The sequence below is a fragment of the Flagellimonas cixiensis genome (assembly GCF_042134615.1).
Taxonomy (GTDB): domain Bacteria; phylum Bacteroidota; class Bacteroidia; order Flavobacteriales; family Flavobacteriaceae; genus Flagellimonas; species Flagellimonas cixiensis.
Window position 1 is genome coordinate 934,602 of sequence record NZ_CP169639.1, and the last position, 21,121, is coordinate 955,722.

17 protein-coding genes are annotated in these 21,121 nt (G+C 41.3%); 8 read left to right on the top strand and 9 right to left on the bottom strand.

Translation table 11 applies throughout. The annotated features are described in order from the left end of the window. Window positions 1-13: 13 nt before the first annotated feature. From ABT310_RS04150 to ABT310_RS04185, 8 genes are all read right to left on the bottom strand, one after another. Window positions 14-1,750, bottom strand: a complete 1,737-nt coding sequence (locus tag ABT310_RS04150; protein ID WP_375325484.1) for an efflux RND transporter periplasmic adaptor subunit — start codon at window positions 1,748-1,750, stop codon at window positions 14-16. A 7-nt stretch (window positions 1,751-1,757) separates the two neighbouring features. Beyond that, on the bottom strand, window positions 1,758-2,462 hold the full coding sequence (locus ABT310_RS04155; protein WP_375325485.1) for a hypothetical protein: 705 nt from the start codon (window positions 2,460-2,462) through the stop codon (window positions 1,758-1,760). Between the two features lie 7 nt (window positions 2,463-2,469). Continuing rightward, on the bottom strand, window positions 2,470-4,968 hold the full coding sequence (locus ABT310_RS04160; RefSeq protein WP_375325486.1) for a heavy metal translocating P-type ATPase: 2,499 nt from the start codon (window positions 4,966-4,968) through the stop codon (window positions 2,470-2,472). Window positions 4,969-5,035: 67 nt separating this feature from the next. Continuing rightward, the gene (locus ABT310_RS04165) at window positions 5,036-5,587 is read right to left on the bottom strand and encodes a helix-turn-helix domain-containing protein (protein WP_375325487.1); all 552 of its coding nucleotides are present in this window, start codon (window positions 5,585-5,587) and stop codon (window positions 5,036-5,038) included. Between the two features lie 23 nt (window positions 5,588-5,610). Continuing rightward, complete coding sequence (locus ABT310_RS04170) at window positions 5,611-5,946, bottom strand: heavy metal-binding domain-containing protein (protein ID WP_375325488.1); 336 nt, start codon at window positions 5,944-5,946, stop codon at window positions 5,611-5,613. 15 nt (window positions 5,947-5,961) lie between these two features. Next, the gene (locus tag ABT310_RS04175; RefSeq protein WP_375325489.1) at window positions 5,962-7,182 is read right to left on the bottom strand and encodes a TolC family protein; all 1,221 of its coding nucleotides are present in this window, start codon (window positions 7,180-7,182) and stop codon (window positions 5,962-5,964) included. After that, window positions 7,179-10,919 carry an efflux RND transporter permease subunit gene (locus tag ABT310_RS04180; protein ID WP_375325490.1) on the bottom strand — a complete coding sequence of 1,247 codons (3,741 nt, stop codon included), beginning with the start codon at window positions 10,917-10,919 and terminating at the stop codon, window positions 7,179-7,181. The genes ABT310_RS04175 and ABT310_RS04180 overlap by 4 nt, the downstream gene beginning before the upstream one ends. Before the next feature lie 92 nt (window positions 10,920-11,011). Next, window positions 11,012-11,404: a hypothetical protein gene (locus tag ABT310_RS04185; RefSeq protein ID WP_375325491.1), complete on the bottom strand. Its 393-nt coding sequence runs from the start codon at window positions 11,402-11,404 to the stop codon at window positions 11,012-11,014. Between the two features lie 131 nt (window positions 11,405-11,535). Here ABT310_RS04185 and ABT310_RS04190 point away from each other — a divergent pair, with 131 nt between their 5' ends. From ABT310_RS04190 to rodA, 7 genes are all read left to right on the top strand, one after another. Then, window positions 11,536-11,988 (top strand): GAF domain-containing protein, encoded by a 453-nt coding sequence (locus tag ABT310_RS04190; RefSeq protein ID WP_375325492.1) that lies wholly within the window; start codon window positions 11,536-11,538, stop codon window positions 11,986-11,988. A gap of 93 nt (window positions 11,989-12,081) precedes the next feature. Next, window positions 12,082-13,611 carry a bifunctional phosphoribosylaminoimidazolecarboxamide formyltransferase/IMP cyclohydrolase gene (gene purH / locus ABT310_RS04195; RefSeq protein ID WP_375325493.1) on the top strand — a complete coding sequence of 510 codons (1,530 nt, stop codon included), beginning with the start codon at window positions 12,082-12,084 and terminating at the stop codon, window positions 13,609-13,611. A 55-nt stretch (window positions 13,612-13,666) separates the two neighbouring features. Beyond that, entirely contained in the window at window positions 13,667-14,695 is a 1,029-nt protein-coding gene (locus ABT310_RS04200; RefSeq protein ID WP_036380166.1) for a rod shape-determining protein, read from the top strand. Between the two features lie 63 nt (window positions 14,696-14,758). Beyond that, the gene (gene mreC, locus ABT310_RS04205) at window positions 14,759-15,574 is read left to right on the top strand and encodes a rod shape-determining protein MreC (protein WP_375325494.1); all 816 of its coding nucleotides are present in this window, start codon (window positions 14,759-14,761) and stop codon (window positions 15,572-15,574) included. Next, window positions 15,567-16,073 carry a rod shape-determining protein MreD gene (locus ABT310_RS04210; RefSeq protein WP_375325495.1) on the top strand — a complete coding sequence of 169 codons (507 nt, stop codon included), beginning with the start codon at window positions 15,567-15,569 and terminating at the stop codon, window positions 16,071-16,073. Before mreC ends, ABT310_RS04210 begins: the two co-directional genes overlap by 8 nt. A gap of 52 nt (window positions 16,074-16,125) precedes the next feature. Next, window positions 16,126-17,994 (top strand): peptidoglycan D,D-transpeptidase FtsI family protein, encoded by a 1,869-nt coding sequence (locus ABT310_RS04215; RefSeq protein ID WP_375325496.1) that lies wholly within the window; start codon window positions 16,126-16,128, stop codon window positions 17,992-17,994. Next, complete coding sequence (gene rodA, locus ABT310_RS04220; RefSeq protein ID WP_375325497.1) at window positions 17,984-19,267, top strand: rod shape-determining protein RodA; 1,284 nt, start codon at window positions 17,984-17,986, stop codon at window positions 19,265-19,267. Before ABT310_RS04215 ends, rodA begins: the two co-directional genes overlap by 11 nt. Here the strand turns inward: rodA and ABT310_RS04225 are convergent. Beyond that, entirely contained in the window at window positions 19,264-20,061 is a 798-nt protein-coding gene (locus ABT310_RS04225; protein ID WP_375325498.1) for a DNA/RNA non-specific endonuclease, read from the bottom strand. The genes rodA and ABT310_RS04225 overlap by 4 nt on opposite strands. Before the next feature lie 123 nt (window positions 20,062-20,184). Between ABT310_RS04225 and ABT310_RS04230 the strand changes: the two genes are divergently transcribed. Next, window positions 20,185-21,078 carry a bestrophin family protein gene (locus ABT310_RS04230; RefSeq protein ID WP_375325499.1) on the top strand — a complete coding sequence of 298 codons (894 nt, stop codon included), beginning with the start codon at window positions 20,185-20,187 and terminating at the stop codon, window positions 21,076-21,078. The last annotated feature ends 43 nt before the right edge of the window (window positions 21,079-21,121 follow it).

A 21,121-nucleotide genomic window follows, 5' to 3' on the forward strand; every position in this document is an offset into this window, starting at 1 on the left:
GAGCTAATAAGTTTTAATTAATTGTCTGCACCACACTACCACAGGTGAGCATGGCATCCCCATAATAAGGATTTCGGATTTCTTCCTCCAAACTAAGCCAATTGGCACCCTTGTCGTTATTGGCCATGGGGCAATACTGTACATATAGTTTATCATCCAAACTTTCCATTTGCTGTCCAATTTGGATCATGTTTTGGGATAATTGAACGAATTCATCTCGTTGGCCTTCCAAATCCCTTTTAGCAGCCATATCCCTAAGCTGTATTCCCAATTGCGAGATATGGGTCTTTGCCATATCATCCATTTGAAGACCCGAAATGCTTGCGGCAATTCCCGCTCCCTTTTGTGCCAATGTTTGAGTTTGCTCCTGATTAGATGTCACCAAAGCATTTTTTAATTCCAAATACACCTTTAAAAGTTCCCCGAACTTTGTTTCTGCCTCTCGGGAAAATTCCATTTTCATGGTACTCCCCATTTCGGAATGCTCTTCGTGACCCATTTGCATATCTTCACCCTTTTGATTCATCATGGATTTTTTCCCTTGTAATTGGGCAGCAGCATCCACCGTAAATGTTCCTTGGGCCACAATTATTTCCCCTGATTGCAATCCTGAATTGACTACGTAACTGCCATTCATTAAATTTCCAAGCTCCACTTCTCGCATTTCAAATGTGGAATTATTAGGATTAGGTTGCACATACACCAAAGAACGCTTCCCTGTCCACAACACAGCACTTTCGGGTATGGTCAACATTTCTCCATCCTGCTTATTTATCACCTCAACCTCTGCTTGTACGAACATGCCGGGCTTCAACATCCCTTTTTTGTTATCGAGCTCTGCCCGAACTTCCAAAGTTCTGGTTTGCTTGTTCATTAAGGGAGCGACAAATGAAACTTTTGCTGTAAAGGTTTCATTCGGATAGGAATTAGTGGTCACATTCAATGTTTGGCCTTCTTTAAATAGACTCAATTGGTTTTCATAAGCATCAAAAATGACCCAAACTGAACTTAAATTGGCTACTTTCACCAAAGGTGATCCTGTTTTAATATAATCGCCTTCCTCTACCATAATTTCGGAAACCACCCCGCTTACATTGGCATAAACTGGAAAGTTTTCCAACACCTGTCCAGAACTTTCAATTTGGTCAATTTGAGCATCGGACAACTTCCACAATTTTAGTTTGTTGCGAACAGCCTTGTACAATTGCGGTTGAGATGCCTTTAAATTGGCAGCCGTCAACAATTCTTGCTGGGCCGAAACCAAGGCAGGGGCATATATTGTGGCCAACTTTTGACCTTTACGTACCTCTTCTCCTTCAAAATTGATGCTCATACTTTCAATTCTTCCGTCAAAATAAGCCGATTGCACTGCATCTGATTCTTGGTTCACAGCAACTTTGCCTGAAATCTTGATATGATCACTCCCATCCATTCCAGCTCCAACCATCACGGTTTCCACACCTGCCAGAACCATGGCATTCTCCGTCATCTTAATTTGATTTACAGCCAATCCCTCTCCCCCATTATCCGCAGGAATCAAATCCATGCCACAAATAGGGCAAGAACCTGGTTCGGGCTGCATGATCTGCGGGTGCATGGAACAAGTCCACATTTCGCCCGAAGCGATTTCGGTGCTGTGGTCATGTTCTTCTGCAGTGGTGGATTCTGCATTGCCTCCAAAAATGAAGTACCCGACCAATAGGCCGACCACAACGGCAATTCCGATATAAATGATGTTTTCCTTTTTCATCGTATCACTATTTTCTTTTAACTAAATTTCTCATCGTAGGTGACGAGGTAAACCAAAGTAAAAATCCGCTCATCACGGTAATCAATCCCAAAAGGGAGAAAGCTCGAAGCACGGTGGTGTTAAAATCATCCCTGCTTTCATAATCCATCGTATGGGTCATCCATAGAAAATCGAACCACCTCCAATCGCGGTGCCTTACGGTTTGAAAAGACCCATCCGCTACCGTTACATAGGCTTTAATATTTTCAGGCGAATCATAAGAAATCACATAAGCCGGAAGTTTTCTGCCACGGTACTCATGATGTTCCTCGGTTTCTTCAATCACCTCAACACCTTTCACTTTTAATTCGGACGACATTTCACGCAATGCTACTGCCAAAGCTTCTTCTTCGGAAACCCCTGCTTTAAGATGGCCATTTTTAGCATCCACCAAATATTCGTTATTGATCCAATAATAGGGTTTCCCTGCAATTTCTTTTAAACTCAACGAACTGATTTTAACGGGCAAATCAACCTCTGAAAATCCAATAAGCCCATCAAAAGATGAGGGTTCGTAATCCAGGTTTCTGAAATGATCTCCGTGGATTTCGTCAATATCCGTCCAACTGAAATAAAGACCGCTTACTGTCCACATAATGAATTGAATTCCCAAAAATATACCCAAGTATCTGTGGGCCTTTCTAATTTTAACCGCTGTAGTTCGTTTTACCATTTTGTTATTAGTCGATTGATTTAGTTCGTAATCTTAGAGCATTGGCAATAACAGACACCGAGCTAAAGCTCATGGCCAAGGCCGCAATCATGGGTGAAAGCAAAATCCCAAAGAAAGGATAGAGTACCCCGGCCGCCACCGGAACCCCGATGGTGTTATAGATCAATGCAAAAAATAGGTTTTGTTTTATGTTTTTCATGACGGCCTCACTGAGGTTACGTGCTTTTACAATTCCGTGAAGGTCGCCTTTAACCAAAGTGATCATGGCACTTTCAATAGCAACATCAGTGCCGGTTCCCATAGCAATACCCAGGTCACTTTTTGCCAATGCAGGGGCGTCGTTAATGCCATCACCCGCCATGGCCACCACTTTACCTTCATCTTGCAGGCGTTCCACTTCCTTCATTTTATCTTCTGGCAAGGTTTCGGCCTTAAAATCGTCTAAATGCAATTCACCGGCAACCGCTTTGGCGGTTGTAGCATTGTCTCCTGTAAGCATGATCACTTTAATGCCCTTATCTTGAATGGCCTTAATGGCTTTGGCACTTGTTTCCTTGATTTTATCTCCAATACTCACAAAAGCTTGACATTTTCCGTCGATGGCCAGATAGGAAACTGTTTTACCTTCTCCCTGAGATTTTTTCACCTTGTCGATCATCTCATCAGAAATCTCCACATTCGCCTTTTCCATCAATTTGTTGTTCCCCAGAAGAATTTTTGCATCCTTGATTTTTCCTTCAACGCCCATACCCGTTACGGCATTAAAAGATTCGGTTTTTAGAATGTTGATATCCTTTTCCTTGCCATATTTTACGGTAGCTTGGGCCAAAGGATGTTCACTGTTGGCATTTACCGACACCACATATTGCAGCAAATCCTCTTCGGAATAATCTTCTGAAAAAGGCACCAATTGATCAAAAGTGGGTTTTCCTTCAGTGATGGTTCCAGTTTTGTCAATGATCAAGGTGTCCACATCTGCCATTTTCTCCAAAGCTTCCGCATTTTTGATCAGCACTCCGTTTTGGGCTCCTTTACCTACCCCTACCATTACGGACATTGGTGTGGCGAGACCCAGTGCACAAGGACAAGCGATAATTAACACTGCAATGGCATTTATCAATGCATAGACATAAGCGGGCTGTGGACCCCAAATGGCCCAAACTGCGAAGGTAATTATGGAAATGATCACCACAATGGGCACAAAATAGGCCGATACCTTATCTGCCAAATTTTGAATGGGTGCCCGGCTTCGACTGGCATCGTTCACCATTTTAATAATTTGTGAAAGCAGGGTGTCACTTCCTACTTTCTCGGCTTTCATCAAAAAGGATTGGTTTCCGTTGATGGTTCCGCTGCTCACTTTATCTTCTACCCCTTTTTCAACAGGAATAGGTTCACCAGTAATCATGGATTCGTCTACCGAGGTTTCTCCCTCGGTAATAACTCCGTCCACTGGAATTTTTTCTCCAGGTTTTACCCTTAAAATATCACCAAGTTCAATATCGTCAATGCTGACTTCAACTTCGTCCCCATCCACTACTTTTATAGCTTTGTTAGGTGCCAATTTCAATAATTCCTTTACGGCATTATTGGTTTTGCTATGTGCTCTTGCTTCCAACAATTGTCCTAACAGCACTAAAGTGAGGATGACGGTTGCCGCCTCAAAATAAACATGCACTGCTCCTGTTTCTCCCTTAAACTGATCGGGGAAAAAATCTGGAAATAACAATCCAAGTACACTGAACACAAAAGCCACCCCAGCACCAATCCCGATTAAGGTGAACATGTTCAGGTTCCATGTTTTTATACTACGGTAAGCTCGTTGAAAGAACATCCAAGTGGCATAAAAAACCACAGGGATCGACAATGCAAACTGTGCCCAATTCCAATATTTTGGTGCCATTAATTCATGAAGCGGGTTGTTGGGAATCATATCGCTCATGGCAATCAAAAAGATGGGCAATGTAAAGCCTAAGGCTATCCAAAACTTTTTGAGTAATCTTTGATAGGTCTTTTCCTCGGCACTGGCCTCGGGTTCCTTGGGAACTAGGTCCATTCCACATTTTGGACAAGAACCTGGACCATCTTGCACCACTTCGGGGTGCATGGGACAAGTCCATTGCTGTTTGGAATTGGAAGAAGTATTCTGCTCCTCTACCAAATCCATTCCACACACAGGGCAATCCCCGGGTTTATCGTAAGTTTTATCACCCTCGCAATGCATAGGACAATAAAAGGTGCCCGTTCCGTTGGTTGGAGCTTGCTTTTTTTCTTGCTTTGGTTCGTGATGATGTCCGGGCATATGAATGCTATAGCTGCCACCATCCTTTTCCATTGCTTTTTGAAACTTTTCGATTGGAATGTGCTCTTCCATCTCAATCACAGCTTCGGCTTTTTCCAAATTTACCTCAACTGAGTTAACACCATCTACTTTAGATAGTGTTTTCTCTACATGGTTTCTACAACCATTGCAGCTCATTCCGTGTATGTGATAGGTATGTTTCATCTTGTTTGTTTTTTATTCAAAACTAGCTGAACACCAGTTGGAAGCTTTTTACAATTATGGGTGTTTTTTATACAATTTGATCTAAAGACTTCCTATTCCAATCCTTTAATTTTTTATAATCGCTCATAGACATGCCCGTTACAGTTTTAAACTGTTTTGCCAAATGACTACTGCTCTTATAATTTAGGTCGTATGCGATTTCTGAAAATGTTTTGGGGCCCATTTGGATCTCTTCTTTCACCCTCTCTATTTTTAAAAGGATAAAATACTTTTCTATGGTTAGCCCCTCCTTTATGCTGAACATTTTGCTCAACACCGAATACTCCTTGTTCATCTTTTCGGATAGGTATTTCGAGAGATTCTGATGAGTGTCGTTTTGCAACCCATTGATAAGATGTTTTTTGATTTCAGCAATATAACTGTTGTTCAAATCATCTATCAATTCAAAACCATTTTTATTCAGAATCTCCCGTATACCAGCCATTTTAGTTTGGGCATTTTCAGCAAATTGAATTTCGCCCAGGTCCATTTGTACCACTTCGATGCCAGCATTCCCAAACTCATGTTTTAAGACTGCTTTACATCTATCGCAAACCATATTTTTTACTTTAATGCGCATGTTGGCTACAAATGGGATTTTAATTAATTATGGGTGTGACCGTCAGCCATGTGCTCTTCGTTCAACACATAGGTCATACCGCAAACTGGGCATTTCCCCTCTTCATCACTTCCACTACCTTCGCAGTGCATTGGACAAACATATTTTGAGGTGTACTCCATCCCTTGCATTCCTGCAGTTTCCATGTTGTCCATGTCATGCCCATCGTGATCCATATTGTCCATATCATGACCTTCATGATCCATAGTGGCCTCTGTAGAAGTTTCCTTTGCTTCCTCTGTTTTGCCCTTGCAGGATACGGTAAGTACCAAAACTGAAGCGAATGCGATTCCGATAATTGTTCTAATGTTTGTTCTCATTTTGAAAAAATTAATTTACTTGTTTATTAAATAATTGATGATGGCAGATTGTAAATAATACAACTGCACTGACTGTATTTGATTGGTTTGAAATTTTAGCTGTAACTCTTGAATATCCAACACATCGTTAAAATTGATGGTGCCGGTTTCATAGTTTTTAATCAGGATTTCTTCGGCATCCTTGGCCTGTCTTAAATTCTTTTCTTGGGTTTGATGTGCAATTCGGGCTTGGTTCCGTTGTGAAATGGCATTGGCATAGGCATTTTCCAAAACGTTCAAGCGCTCCACTTTTTGTAGTTCAATCTCTTTTTGACGAAGTTCGTTCTGCTTGGTAGTCGACTTAAATTTATTGTTAAAAATAGGCACTGAAAAAGTAACCATCGGCATTACAATGTCCTTGCCATTATCGCTAAATACCATATCATCACGTTCCGAAACAGGGATATAATCCAATCCTATTCCAAAGCTTGGCGCATTTTCTTTTTGATTGAGCAATTCCGATTGCGTTACCGATTCATACAATTGATCATATTTCAACAATTCTGGATTCAGACTCAAATCTTCCTTGTTGATCATGGGGTCGTTCTCGGGAATATCCATCACTTCCACCACGTCTACAACAATACTTTCATCGCGATTCAACAGATTATTGAAGACGGCCTGTTCTGCAATAAACGATTGTTCCAATACTTCCTTCTGCTGCTGCAACTCGTTTTGTCGGATTTGAAGTTTCAACACATCTACGGCAGAGGCTTTTCCCACTTCAACAGAGGTCAGGGCCAAAGTTTCGTAGGTTTTGAGCAATGCTATATTGTCTTGGAGTACCTGCTGCTTGGCTTGAATCCCATATAATTTATAGTATGATTGCGCTACGGACAGCGCCAACTTTCGTTTGGCAATCGCTATTTCGGCATACTCGGTCTCCGCCATGGCACTAGCGTAATTTTCTCTAGTGGTAATGCTTCCAAACCAAGGCAACATTTGTGAAACCGAAAACTTAGCACGCTGTGCACCTGTTCTGGTCTCTGGTTCGCTTACAAAATATCCCGCGCCAAAAGTGGTATTGGGCAAGGTGTTTACTTCGTTCACCTTTTCCTTGGCAATGTTATAGCGCAATTCCAATGCCTGAATCATAGGGCTGTTCAACTCAGCTTTCTGTAGATAACTCTCCAGTGACTGGCCTTTTAGTCCAATGGTTACTAAAGCAAAAACTATATAAATGAATATTTTTCTCATCGGTTTTGCATTTTAAGTTGCAATTCACTTTTCCAACTGTACAGCACAGGTACCACAAATAAGGTGATCAAAGCGATCAACATACCTCCAAAACTTGGAATGGCCATAGGAATCATAATATCACTTCCTCTACCAGTGCTCGTCAAAACAGGCAAAAGCGCCAAAATAGTGGTCGCTGTGGTCATTAAACAAGGTCTGATTCGTTTTTCGCCTGCTTCCAATACTGAAGCTCGAATCTGTTTCAAAGAGTCTGGTTTGTTCTTGTCAAAAGTTTGGGTGAGATAGGTGGCCATCACCACCCCATCATCCGTAGCGATACCGAAAAGGGCAATAAATCCTACCCAAACAGCCACACTCAAATTGATGGTGTGCATTTGGAAAAGGTCTCGAAGATTTTCACCCATAAAACTAAAGTTGAGGAACCAATCCTGACCATAGAACCATATCATTAAAAATCCACCGGCAAAGGCAACCATTATTCCAGAGAACACCATCAATGAAGTAGCCACCGACCTAAATTGGAAATACAAAATCAAAAAGATGATCAATAGGGCCAATGGAACCACCACGGACAATGTTTTTTCGGCACGCAACTGGTTCTCATAAGTACCTGTAAATTGATAACTGATGCCTTTGGGTACCGTCAATTCCCCATTTTCTATTTTTTCCAGGATCATGGCTTGGGCATTTTCAACCACTTCTACTTCGGCAAATCCGTCTTGCTTATCAAATAGTACATAACCCACCAAAAAAGTATCTTCACTTTTTATGGCTTGTGGGCCTTGCTCGTATCGTATGGTCACCAATTCGCTCAAGGGAACAGGACTTCCCTTTTGTACAGGAACATAAATATTCCCAATATCGGTCGGATTTTCACGAAGTTCTCTTGGGTAGCGCACACGAACTCCGTAACGTTCCCTGCCTTCAACAGTTTGGGTCAAAGTCATACCGCCAAGGGCAACTTCCAAAATTTGTTGAACATCCTCAATCACCAAACCGTAGCGAACCAATTTTTCACGATCAATATCGATAAGGAGATAGGGTTTACCCACGATTCGGTCTGCAAAAACGGCTTCATCCTTAACACCGGCAGCTTCTTTTAAAATAGGCTCCAGTTGAAGTCCGAAGTTTTCGATTTCCTTTAAGTCCTGACCTTTCACTTTAATGCCCATAGGGGCACGCATTCCTGTTTGAAGCATCACCAATCGGGTTTCGATAGGTTGCAACTTAGGTGCAGAAGTAACACCAGGCAATTTGGTCACCTTTACGATTTCATTCCAAATATCGTCTGGTCGTTCAATCTCGGGACGCCAGTTTCGGAAGTACTCCCCATCATTATCTGGAATTAAAAGATCTCTATCAATTCGCAAGGGCTCACTTACATGGTTATCGGCATAGTTCTGCTCATTGCTCACTTGCAAATTTGGATTGGCAAGCACTTTTCCATTGCGCAATTCAAAATAACCATCATCATTCACTTTGAATCGCTGTGGACTCCCTGCTTCATTTTTTTGGTATTCTGATCGGTATTGAATAATGTTCTCGTACATGGAAAGTGGTGCTGGGTCCAACGCTGATTCCGTACGCCCTGCTTTTCCCACCACAGTTTGAATTTCAGGAATGGTGGCCACGGCCATATCCAATTGTTGTACCACCCTTTTATTTTCTTCCACCCCAGCATGCGGCAAAGATGTGGGCATCAACAAAAATGAACCTTCATTTAATGATGGCATAAACTCCTGTCCTGTATTTCGCATGATTATAAATCCAAAAACAACGATGACGGTCGGAATGGACAAGAACAACAATTTGTTTTCCAGAGCCCACGTTAGAATCCGGCTGTAGTATTGTCTGAACAAGTAAAATACACCTAACAAAACGCCACAAATCAATCCTACAAAAATTAAGTTGATACCGATGCTACGATCAAAACCCAAAGGCCTCCAATAGGTAGCCAACAAGAAAACGATGGTGACAACACAGGTACCCACATTGAACAATCCTGCTTGTTTTTCATCAATAACCGCTTTCAATTTGAGGATTCCAACAACTCCAAAGGCTATTAAGGCCAAGCCTAACCAATATCCAAATACAATTGCAGTCAATCCTAAGGCAATCAATACGCCGTTCCAAATGTATTTGAACACTTGGTTTGAACCTTTCTTTCTAAAAATGATGGCGGCAAAAGGCGGAATCAAAAACAATGCTACGATAATGGATGCTGTCAAAGCCATAGTTTTGGTAAAGGCTAACGGACGGAAAAGTTTTCCCTCGGCCCCTACCATGGTAAACACGGGAATAAAACTGATGATGGTGGTCAACACAGCCGTTAAAATGGCTCCTGAAACCTCAGAAGTGGCATTGTACACTACTTCATTTATTGATAGGTTTTGGTCATTCTCATCCATGTGCCGGATAATATTTTCGGAGAGAATCACCCCCACATCGACCATGGTTCCAATCGCAATGGCTATACCCGAAAGTGCCACAATATTGGCATCTACCCCGAACATTTTCATCGCAATGAAGACCATCAAAACGGCTACGGGCAGCAAACCAGAAATTAAAACTGAAGCCCTTAAATTGAATACCATGACCACAATCACCAAAATGGTAATCAAAATTTCAAGGGTCAGCGCTTCGTTAAGCGTGCCAAGGGTTTCTTGGATGAGCTCTGTTCTATCATAAAAAGGAACAATGGTCAATTGTGAAGTGGTTCCGTCTTGCAAAACTTTGGATGGAAGTCCTGCACTTAACTCATTGATTTTTTCCTTCACATTATTAATGACTTCCAAAGGATTGGCTCCATATCGAGCGACAACCACCCCACCTGCAACCTCAGCTCCTTCCTTATCCAAAATTCCGCGGCGGACGGCAGGCCCTAAAGAAACGCGAGCCACATCCTGCACTCGAATCGAGGTGTAATCGGTTGCGGTCACCACGGCATTTTTTATGTCGTCCAAAGATTTGATGTAGCCGAGCCCACGCACCAAATATTCAGCTTTATTGATTTCCAAGGTCTGTGCCCCAATATCCCGATTGCTCTGCTTCACAGCCTTTACCACCTGATTTAAGCCCACATTGTACTGTTTCATCAATTCGGGGTCTACGTCAACCTGATATTCCTGTACAAAACCACCGATGGAAGCAACTTCGGATACACCCGAAGCCGAAGAAAGTGCATATTTTACATAGTAGTCTTGTACGCTACGTAATTCTTGCAAATCCCAACCACCTGTTACATTGCCATTTTTATCGCGACCCTCCAGGGTGTACCAAAAAATCTGGCCTAAAGCTGTGGCATCGGGGCCTAAAGCAGGGTTTACTCCATCGGGCAAAAGGTTATTGGGGAGTGAATTGAGTTTTTCCAAAATTCGGCTACGGCTCCAGTAGAACTCCACATCTTCTTCAAAAATGATGTAGATGCTCGAAAACCCGAACATCGATGAGCTTCGGATGGTTTTAACCCCCGGAATCCCCAACAAGGAGGTGGTCAATGGATAGGTAATCTGGTCTTCGATATCCTGCGGGGAACGTCCTGGCCATTTGGTGAAAACAATTTGTTGGTTTTCCCCGATGTCCGGAATGGCATCCACAGCTACAGGATTACTTGGCAAAATACCACCCGTATCCCAGTTAAATGGTGTGCTTATAATTCCCCAGGCCATAAATACCAAGAGCATCAGCACGGCCACTAATTTATTTTCGATTAAAAATTTAATGCTTTTGTTCAGCATATGGTTTTGATTTAAATAGTAGATCGATACAAAAAACACGCGTAAACGCATCTGCCCAACCAGTTTGGTCGGGTACATTCAATCCATTTAAATCAAATAAGGAAGGTCTGGTCAAGAACCTGCACATCCCGTATCAATGGCGGTGGGTTGTACTCATTGAAAGTGCTTGGTTCTTCAGCATCAAAATGAAAAAGTTGAAAATAGGTTTGGACAAAGCTTACCAAGAAGATTTGTTGGTCCAAATCAAATTTTTCCAAAGAAATTTTAAGGTCATTTTGGCCTTGAACAGTGAACGTTTCATCATCACAACAGGATTTCTCCATGTCCATATCCATATTCATACCGCAATCATCGGCATGTGCAAACAAGGAAATATCCATCACACGGCCCATACAAATATGCTTGTCCACCGTCCAAGAAACCGTGGAGGCCAAGACCAAAAGGGCCATTAATGAGGATAGTATTTGATGAAAAATCTGTTTCATTCGACTACAAAACTACAAAATATTAACATTTATTGCTTTGCTTAACAGAACTTTATCTGTTTTTGACCTGTAAGTTCACTTTCTTTTGTCGTACAAATCCACTATTCAATACATTTGCAAAAAAATATTTCATGCTAAAATCATTGGAACCCAAAGTACTTGAAATTGTTCAGGACGGAACCAAATCAGTGGACACCCGTTTAGGCGAAATCTGCGAACTTTTACGCAGCAATGTTGACTATTACGATTGGGTTGGGTTCTATTTTAAAAATGGGGATAAAAAAGAGTTGAAACTGGGACCTTACGCTGGTACTCCCACCGACCACACCATAATCCCTTTTGGAAAAGGTATTTGTGGACAAGTGGCCGTGAGCAATGAGAACTTTGTGGTACCTGATGTGGCTGCTCAAGACAATTATATTGCTTGCAGTATTACCGTAAAAGCAGAAATTGTAGTTCCTTTATTTGTGAATGGTGAAAATGTGGGGCAAATCGATATAGATTCCAACACTCCCGACCCATTTACAGCCCAAGATGAACGCTTTTTGGAATTCATCAATGCCGAAGTAGCCAAAATTCTGTAAAACTTAACGAATTTTGTTGATAAACCGTTCTGTTTTTTAGATTCAAAAAAAGTACTTTTGTGCGCTTAATAAATTGATTCTAAGACAGAGAAGATGACTGCAAAAAAAGCCTCCGCCGCATTAATTTCCGTATTTCATAAAGATGGTTTGGAACCCATCGTTAAAAAATTGGACGAACTTGGAGTAACGCTCTATTCCACAGGGGGAACCGAAAAATTTATCCGTGATTTGGGTATCGAGGTGGTACCTGTTGAAGATGTGACCAGTTACCCATCGATTTTGGGTGGACGCGTAAAGACATTACACCCGAAGGTTTTTGGAGGAATTTTGAACAGACAGGACAATGAAAGTGATGTGGCCCAAATGGCGGAATTTGAAATTCCACAGTTGGACATTGTGATCGTAGATCTGTATCCTTTTGAAAAAACCGTTGCGAGTGGCGCTTCGGAACAAGATATTATCGAGAAAATTGATATAGGCGGTATTTCCTTGATCAGGGCTGCTGCCAAAAACTTCAAGGATGTACTTTGCGTTTCATCCATGGAGGATTATGCAGATTTTTTGAATGTGATCACCGAAGGAAACGGAACTACCACATTGGAAGACCGCAAACGTTTTGCTACTAAAGCGTTCAATGTTTCTTCACATTACGATTCAGCCATCTTCAATTACTTCAACCAAGAAAAAGAAGAAACTGTATTAAAAATCAGTGAGACCAAAGGTCAGGTGTTGCGTTACGGAGAAAACCCGCACCAAAAAGGATATTTCTTTGGTGACTTTGATGCCATGTTCACCAAATTGCACGGAAAAGAACTATCCTACAACAACCTTTTGGATGTGGATGCTGCCGTAAACTTGATGGGCGAATTCAAAAATGATGACCCAACCTTTGCCATCCTCAAACACAACAATGCCTGCGGATTGGCTACTCGAAGCACCATCAAACAAGCCTATGTGGATGCATTGGCAGGTGACCCGGTTTCTGCCTTTGGCGGTATTTTGATTTCCAATGTTGAAATCGACAAACCAACTGCAGAAGAAATCCATAACCTGTTCTGTGAGGTTGTTATTGCCCCTAGCTATTCCGATGAGGCTTTGGAAATCTTGAAAGGCAAGAAAAACAGAATCATTTTGATTCAAAACGAGATTGAATTGCCAGAAACGTTGGTAAGAACTTGTTTGAACGGTGTGTTGGTTCAGGATAAAGATTCCAAAACCGATGCCAAAGAAGATTTGACTCCTGTTACCGAAAAACAAGCTACACCAGAAGAAATCGAAGATTTGATTTTTGCTTCCAAATTGTGCAAGCACACTAAAAGTAATACCATTGTTTTGGCCAAAAACAAACAATTGTGCGCTAGTGGAACAGGACAAACCTCTCGTGTTGATGCTTTGAACCAAGCTATCCACAAAGCACAATCCTTTAATTTTGACCTTAATGGCGCCGTTATGGCGAGTGATGCGTTCTTCCCATTCCCTGATTGTGTGGAGATTGCGGATAAAGCGGGCATTAAAAGTGTCATCCAGCCCGGAGGGTCAATCAAAGACCAATTGAGCATTGATTATTGCAACGAAAATGGATTGGCAATGGTGATGACAGGTACTCGACATTTTAAACATTAATTTTAGTACTTTAGCCTTTAAATTTTACCGTTAATCCGAAATAGACGCTTTTTATATGGGATTTTTTGATTTCATGACCGAGGAAATAGCAATTGACCTTGGTACTGCAAATACCCTGATCATTCACTTGGATAAAGTGGTTGTTGACAGTCCTTCCATTGTGGCAAGAGACCGTGTATCAGGAAAAATTATCGCGGTGGGCCGCGAAGCCAATATGATGCAGGGGAAAACCCATGAAAACATCAAAACCATCAGACCATTGAAAGATGGGGTAATCGCTGACTTTGATGCCTCGGAAAAGATGATCAATATGTTCATCAAAAATATTCCGGCCTTAAAGAAAAAGTGGTTCCCTCCCGCCCTTCGAATGGTTATCTGTATTCCATCTGGGATTACCGAAGTGGAAATGCGCGCGGTTCGTGAATCGGCGGAACGTGTTAACGGTAAAGAAGTGTACTTGATTCATGAGCCAATGGCCGCCGCTATCGGTATCGGTCTAGACATTATGCAACCCAAAGGAAATATGATCGTGGACATCGGTGGGGGAACCACTGAGATTGCCGTGATTGCCTTGGGTGGAATTGTGTGTGATAAATCGGTTAAAATTGCAGGTGATGTTTTCACCAACGATATTATTTATTACATGCGAACCCAGCACAACCTGTACGTAGGTGAAAGTACTGCTGAAGCCATCAAGATTGAAATCGGTTCTGCTACTGAAGATTTGAAATCCCCTCCAGACGATAAATCGATACAAGGACGTGATTTATTGACAGGAAAGCCAAAACAGGTTCAGGTTTCATACCGCGAAATTGCCAAAGCATTGGACAAAAGTATTTTGAGGGTTGAAGATGCCGTAATGGAAACCTTGTCCCAAACACCGCCAGAATTGGCCGCCGATATTTACAACACAGGTATTTACTTAGCAGGGGGTGGCTCCATGCTTAGAGGTTTGGACCGCAGGCTTTCTCAAAAAACGGATTTGCCCGTGTACATTGCTGAAGACCCGTTGAGAGCGGTTGTTCGCGGAACAGGTATTGCCCTTAAAAATTTGGAGCGCTATAAAAGTATTTTAATAAAATAGACCTGTAATTTCTGCAGTTCTATTACCTTGAAGGTGTTCGAACTTTCTTAACGTTACGATTGCATGCAACGCATCATCAACTTTATCTTACGGTACAGAAATGCATTCCTTTATGGGTTTTTGGCACTTATTGCGTTGGTGATGACCGTTCGGTCACATTCGTATCATCAATCCAGATTCTTTAATTCATCCCGTTGGCTGGCAGGCAATGTGTATGGGACTGGTGCCGATATATCCTCCTACTTCGGTTTGCGAGAGGAAAACAGGCGCTTGGTTGAAGAAAACGAACAACTTCGACGATTACTTTTTAATTCAGCAGGTGACAGCATACAGCCCTTGGATTCCACCTTGGTCGCTTATCAGGTTTTGAGTGCCAAACTCATCAAAAACAGCTTTGCATCGCCCAGAAACTATCTTACTATAAACAAGGGGAAAAATGATGGGGTTAAACAGGACATGGGAGTGATTACCACCAAGGGTATTTTGGGTATAGTGGAAAATGTTTCCAACAATTTTGCCACCGTTCAAAGTGTATTGAATACCAAATCCAACATCAACGCCAAAATCAAGGGCACCAATTATTTTGGTTCCTTTATTTGGGATGCCAAAGATTATACCACTGCTCAACTTATCGATATTCCGAGGTTGGTTCCCGTTGTGGTAGGTGACACCATTGTAACAGGGGGAATGTCCAGTATTTTTCCTGAAAATATTCCAGTTGGTGTGATCAAAAAATACGATTTAAATGCTTCCCAAAGTTTTTACAACATAGAAGTGGAGCTATTTAACGATATGGCGAATATCAAAAATGTTTACCTGATAGAAAACAAGGACAAACCCGAAATACAGACCCTAGAGTCAAGCACCTTAAATGAATAGTACTGTTTTTATAAACATATTAAGGTTTGTTTTGTTGGCCCTCACCCAGGTCCTGGTATTCAACACCCTCAATTTTTTGGGATTCATCAATCCCATGGTGTACATTATTTTCTTCTATTGGTACCCTATAAAAGGCAATAGGGCCATTTTTATGATCACGGCTTTTTTATTGGGCTTGTTTATCGATATTTATTCTGATACTTTGGCCTTAAATGCCTTGGCGTCGGTAACGGTAGCTTATGCCCGACCCGCTTTGATGCGGTTATGTTTTGGAATCAATTATGAATTTCAAAATTTCAGTTTTAAGCATACGACGACTGTACAACGAATTACCTTTTTGGCTTTTATTGTGCTTTTGCATCACTTGATTTTCTTTTTCTTCGAAATTTTAAGTTTGTCCCACTTCCTTTTAATTTTGAAAAAAGTTTTTGCTACAGGAATCGTAACTTTAATACTTTGTGTATTATTCAGTTCACTTTTTAGTCCAAAAAGCGAATAAAAACGTAGATTTTACCGTTGGATATAATATAGGTCTAGATTTCAATTAAATAATGAAGAAATTATTGCTGTCATCCGTGGTTGTTCTCATAGGATTCACCTTTATAGGTAGACTCTCCTATTTGCAATTATTTCGGTTTTCTGCAGATCAAATATTGGACGACCCCGCCATTAAAAAAGTGTACGATTATCCCGAACGTGGCTATATTTATGATCGCGATGGCAACCTTTTAGTGGGAAATCAGGCCGCTTACGATGTCATGGTGATTCCGAGAGAGGTAAAACCCTTGGATACTTTGGAATTTTGTCAGCTTTTAGGGATTGATAAAAAGACTTTTCTAACCAAAATGGAAAAGGCAAGAACTTATTCGCCGCGCCTTCCCTCTGTTTTGGTACCGCAACTTTCCAAAGAAGACTATGCTACCCTTCAGGAAAAAATGCGACATTTTACCGGATTTTACATTCAGAAAAGATCGTTGAGATATTACAACACCCACAGTGCCGCCAATGTTTTAGGATATATTAGTGAGGTAAACGAATGGGATCTACAGAACAATCCATACTATGTTGCGGGTGAATTGAAAGGCCGTACAGGAATTGAAAAACAATATGAAGATATTCTCCGGGGTCGAAAGGGAGTAAAACACATTCAAAAAGACCGATTCAATAGGGATATAGGGCCCTATAAAAATGGGAAACTGGATACACTTCCGCAGCAGGGCAAAGAAATTCATATCACCTTGGACAAAGAACTCCAAGAATACGGTGAAAAATTGATGCACGGTAAAAGAGGGGGCATTGTTGCCATCGAACCCAAATCCGGCGAAATCTTGGCCATGATTTCAGGTCCTACATACGACCCAGCGCTATTGGTGGGCAGGGAACGTTCTAAAAATTATAGCAAGCTACATTACGACACCATATCCAAACCTACTTGGGACCGTTCCATTTTGGCACAACCCTCACCAGGTTCACCTTTTAAAACCTTAAATGCCTTAGTGGGATTACAGGAAGGGGTTATTGACGAAAGCACCCAATTTAGATGCTATCACGGGTTTTATGTGGGCAATACACTTAGGGGTTGTCACTGCGGTGGTGGTATACGAAACTTGAATTCAGGTATTTACCAATCTTGCAATGCTTATTTTGCTGGAGTGTTCCGCAAGATTTTCAATAAATACGAAACCACGGATGAAGGTATGGATGTGTGGGAAAAGCACATCAAAAGTTTTGGACTTGGAAATTATTTGGGAACCGATATTCCAACCGGAGCTCCAGGCAGGATTCCCGACGTGGCCTATTACGACAAATGGTATGGCAATGGACGTTGGGCTTCCTCAACCATCATCTCCAACTCTATTGGTCAAGGGGAAATCGCAGCTACCCCATTGCAATTGGCAAATATGACGGCCGCAATTGCCAACCGTGGTTATTTTTACACCCCTCATATTATAAAAAGTGTTGGTGACAATGGCACTATAGATCCAAGTTATACCGAACCTAGATACACCACCATCGACCGTAAACATTTCGACCCTGTTATCGAAGGTATGGCCAATGTGTACGAATATGGTACTGCACGTTGGGTTCAAATCCCGGGAATCAATATTGCCGGTAAAACAGGAACGGTAGAGAATTTCATTCGAGTAGATGGTGAACGCATGCAATTGACCGACCACTCTGTATTTGTGGCCTTCGCTCCCATTGAAAACCCTCAAATAGCTCTGGCAGTTTATATTGAGAACGGATATTTTGGCTCGCGCTACGCGGGGCACATTGCATCATTGCTGATCGAAAAATACATCAAAGGGGAAATTACCCGCACCGACTTGGAAAAACGAATGTTGGAAAAAACCTTGGAACACGAATATGCCAAACCTTACAGTGGCGAACCTTTCAAAATAAACGAGCGTGAGTGGTAAGGGACCTTTTGGCAGATTGGATTGGATTACGGTTATTCTTTACGCGCTTTTGGTGTTTATAGGATGGCTCAATATTTATTCCACTTCAGTAGGCGAAACCGTTACTTCCATTTTTGATTTCTCCACATTGTACGGTAAACAACTCTTTTTTATCGGACTGGCCTTTGCTGGAATCATCTTTGTACTTTTTGTGGAATCGAATTTTTTTGAACGCTTCGCCTCCATTTTTTATGTGGTCGCCATTGTTCTGCTCCTTGGACTTTTTGTATTTGGTAAAACCATTGCAGGAGCCACTTCTTGGTACGATCTAGGATTTTTCAATCTGCAACCTTCAGAATTGGCCAAGGTGGCAACTTCTCTGGCCCTCGCAAAGTTTTTAAGCGATATACAGACGGATATTCGAACACGGAAGCATCAAATGTATGCCTTGATCATTATTTTGCTCCCGGCCTTGCTGATTCTTCCCCAGCCTGACCCTGGAAGTTCGTTGATCTATTTTTCTCTGTTTTTTGTACTCTTTAGGGAAGGATTTCCACTCTATTATCTTGGCGTTCTCATATTTGCGGTGGTGCTTTTTGCCACGACACTGATGTTTGGCACTGTTTGGATTGCAATTGGATTGATCATAATTACTTTGCTCATCTACACCTTTAAGAAAGCATCAGTTAAAATTCCTGTTTTGCCCGTAATCGGGGTAGTTATCGTATCCATCCTGTTTTCACTTTCCGTGAACTTTGTTTTTGAAAACGTTTTTGAGCAACGCCATCGTGATCGCTTTGCACTATGGTTGAGTTTGGAAAAAGACGAGGATAAATTGGATGAGATACGAAAAACCATTGGTTACAATACTTACCAATCTGAAAAAGCCATTGAATCTGGAGGATTTGCTGGAAAAGGATTTTTGGAGGGCACACGAACCAAAGGGGATTTTGTTCCCGAGCAGCACACGGATTATATTTTTAGTTCTGTTGGCGAAGAATGGGGGTTTTTGGGTTCTGCAGCCGTAATTTTATTGTTCTCCTTTTTCTTTTTAAGACTAATCTATATTGCGGAACGACAAAAAAGTGATTTTAGTCGGATGTATGGCTATGGTGTGATTTCTATCTTGGTGTTCCATTATTTCATCAATATTGGAATGGTGATTGGACTTTTACCAACCATTGGGGTTCCATTGCCTTTTTTTAGTTATGGTGGCTCTGGACTTATTTTCTTTACGATGCTCCTATTTGTTTTCCTAAAATTGGATTCGAACCGATTAAAAGATGGTATCTAGAACTTAAACCCCGAAATAGCTTTATTGGATTCTATATTTTCTTGCCAAGCTTTGGGTTGCTTTTGAAAGAAATCGATGCCTGTTTTTTCTTCCAACGCATCAATGGCAACCACAAATTGGTTTAAAGGCTGGTCAGTTTCCTTAGCTGGAATTAAAAACGCAATTACTTCTGATCGATCACCCTTGTTCTTCAACACTATTTTGTAAAAGGCTTTGGGCACGTCAACATCCTCATCACCAATTTCATCCAACCCAACTTCAAGCACTCCCCCAGTGATTACAATTAAATCTCCATATGTTTTACACCAATAACGAACTTGTTGCTCCAATCGGTTCCAAATCCCAGCATTAAAATCGCTATCCTGAGGGCTAATGTTACTGGTATAAAACGTCTCGTTATAAGCATATTCGGAAAAGCGCCTATCGCCAGCGGGTACAAGGTGTCCACGGTCATAACCTGAGCCCCTATAATTTCGCCAATCCGCCGATTTTGACTTCACTTTTGGGTCTTCTATAAAATATGGGCGCTCCCGCTCATCATTGGTCAAATGGTCTTTTTTAAGTTCATATGCCACCCACTCTGCCTGTTCATGGGGCTCGCTATACGAAAGGCTATAAAATTCATGTTTGACAATCGCTCCAGACGTAGAACTTGGCAAGTAATCAAAATCCATCAATTCTGTTTCGGTAGTATTTGGATTTGAATAGGTAGCTGGCGTGTAGAAATTTTCGAAAAGCCAAAAACCAACAATACAAACAAACATGAGCAATGCATAAATGGTTTTGTTTTTCATCCTAGGGAAATCATCTTGGTTCGTGGCTCAATTTTGCAAATAAATACCTTCTAAAAAAATAAAACTCCCTAAGAATATATGTTTATCTTGATAACATAAGAATTCTTTTAAAATCTGTATTCAATGATCATTAAACCTGTGCTTCCCTTTAAATATGTGTTTAAAGAGATTAGCGTTTCTCTTTTGGTAGTGTTGGCAATAGTACTGATTACGGATATTCCCGTTATCTTTTTTCAGCGACATTACACGGAAATTCCCGTAACCATTCCCACTACACTCGGTATCGCCATTTCCATTTTGGTCTCTTTTAAAGTGAACCAATCTTACGACCGATGGTGGGAAGCCCGAAAGATTTGGGGTGCCATTGTTAACGATTCCAGAACCATGGTTTTACAATTAAAAATGTATACGGAAGAGGAAAATCCCATGATTAAAACCATGGCCTATAGACAAATTGCCTGGTGCTATTCGTTGGGACAATCATTAAGGGGGCAAAATCCATATGAGCATATCGATGAGTTGATTTCTGCATCAGAACTCGAACATTTGCAATCGCAAAAAAATGTGCCCTTGGGCATTCTGGATTTTCAGACAGAATCTATTAAAACACTTTTTGACGATGGTAAATTGGATACCTTTTCCAGATTACAATTTGAAGAAACTTTGGAACGGTTAACCGCATCAATGGGAAAATGTGAACGCATCAAAAATACGGTGTTCCCGACCACTTATCGTAAAGGGCTCCATTTGGCCATTTATCTGTTCGTGATATTCCTTTCGCTCACGGAACCATTGAACCTGAACATCATTATAGAGGTACTTGTGCTGTTGATTTTGTCCATGGTATTTCTATTTCTGGAAAAGGCTGCATTTAGATTACAGGACCCGTTTGAAAACCTCCCAACTGACACTCCCGTAACATCCATAGCCAGAACCATAGATATAAATATTAGGCAGCTTTTGGGAGAGACCGAGCTTCCTAAACCTATAGAACCTGATGATTTTTATATCATGTAATGACATAACAGCATAAAAAAGCCGACTCAATGAGTCGGCTTTT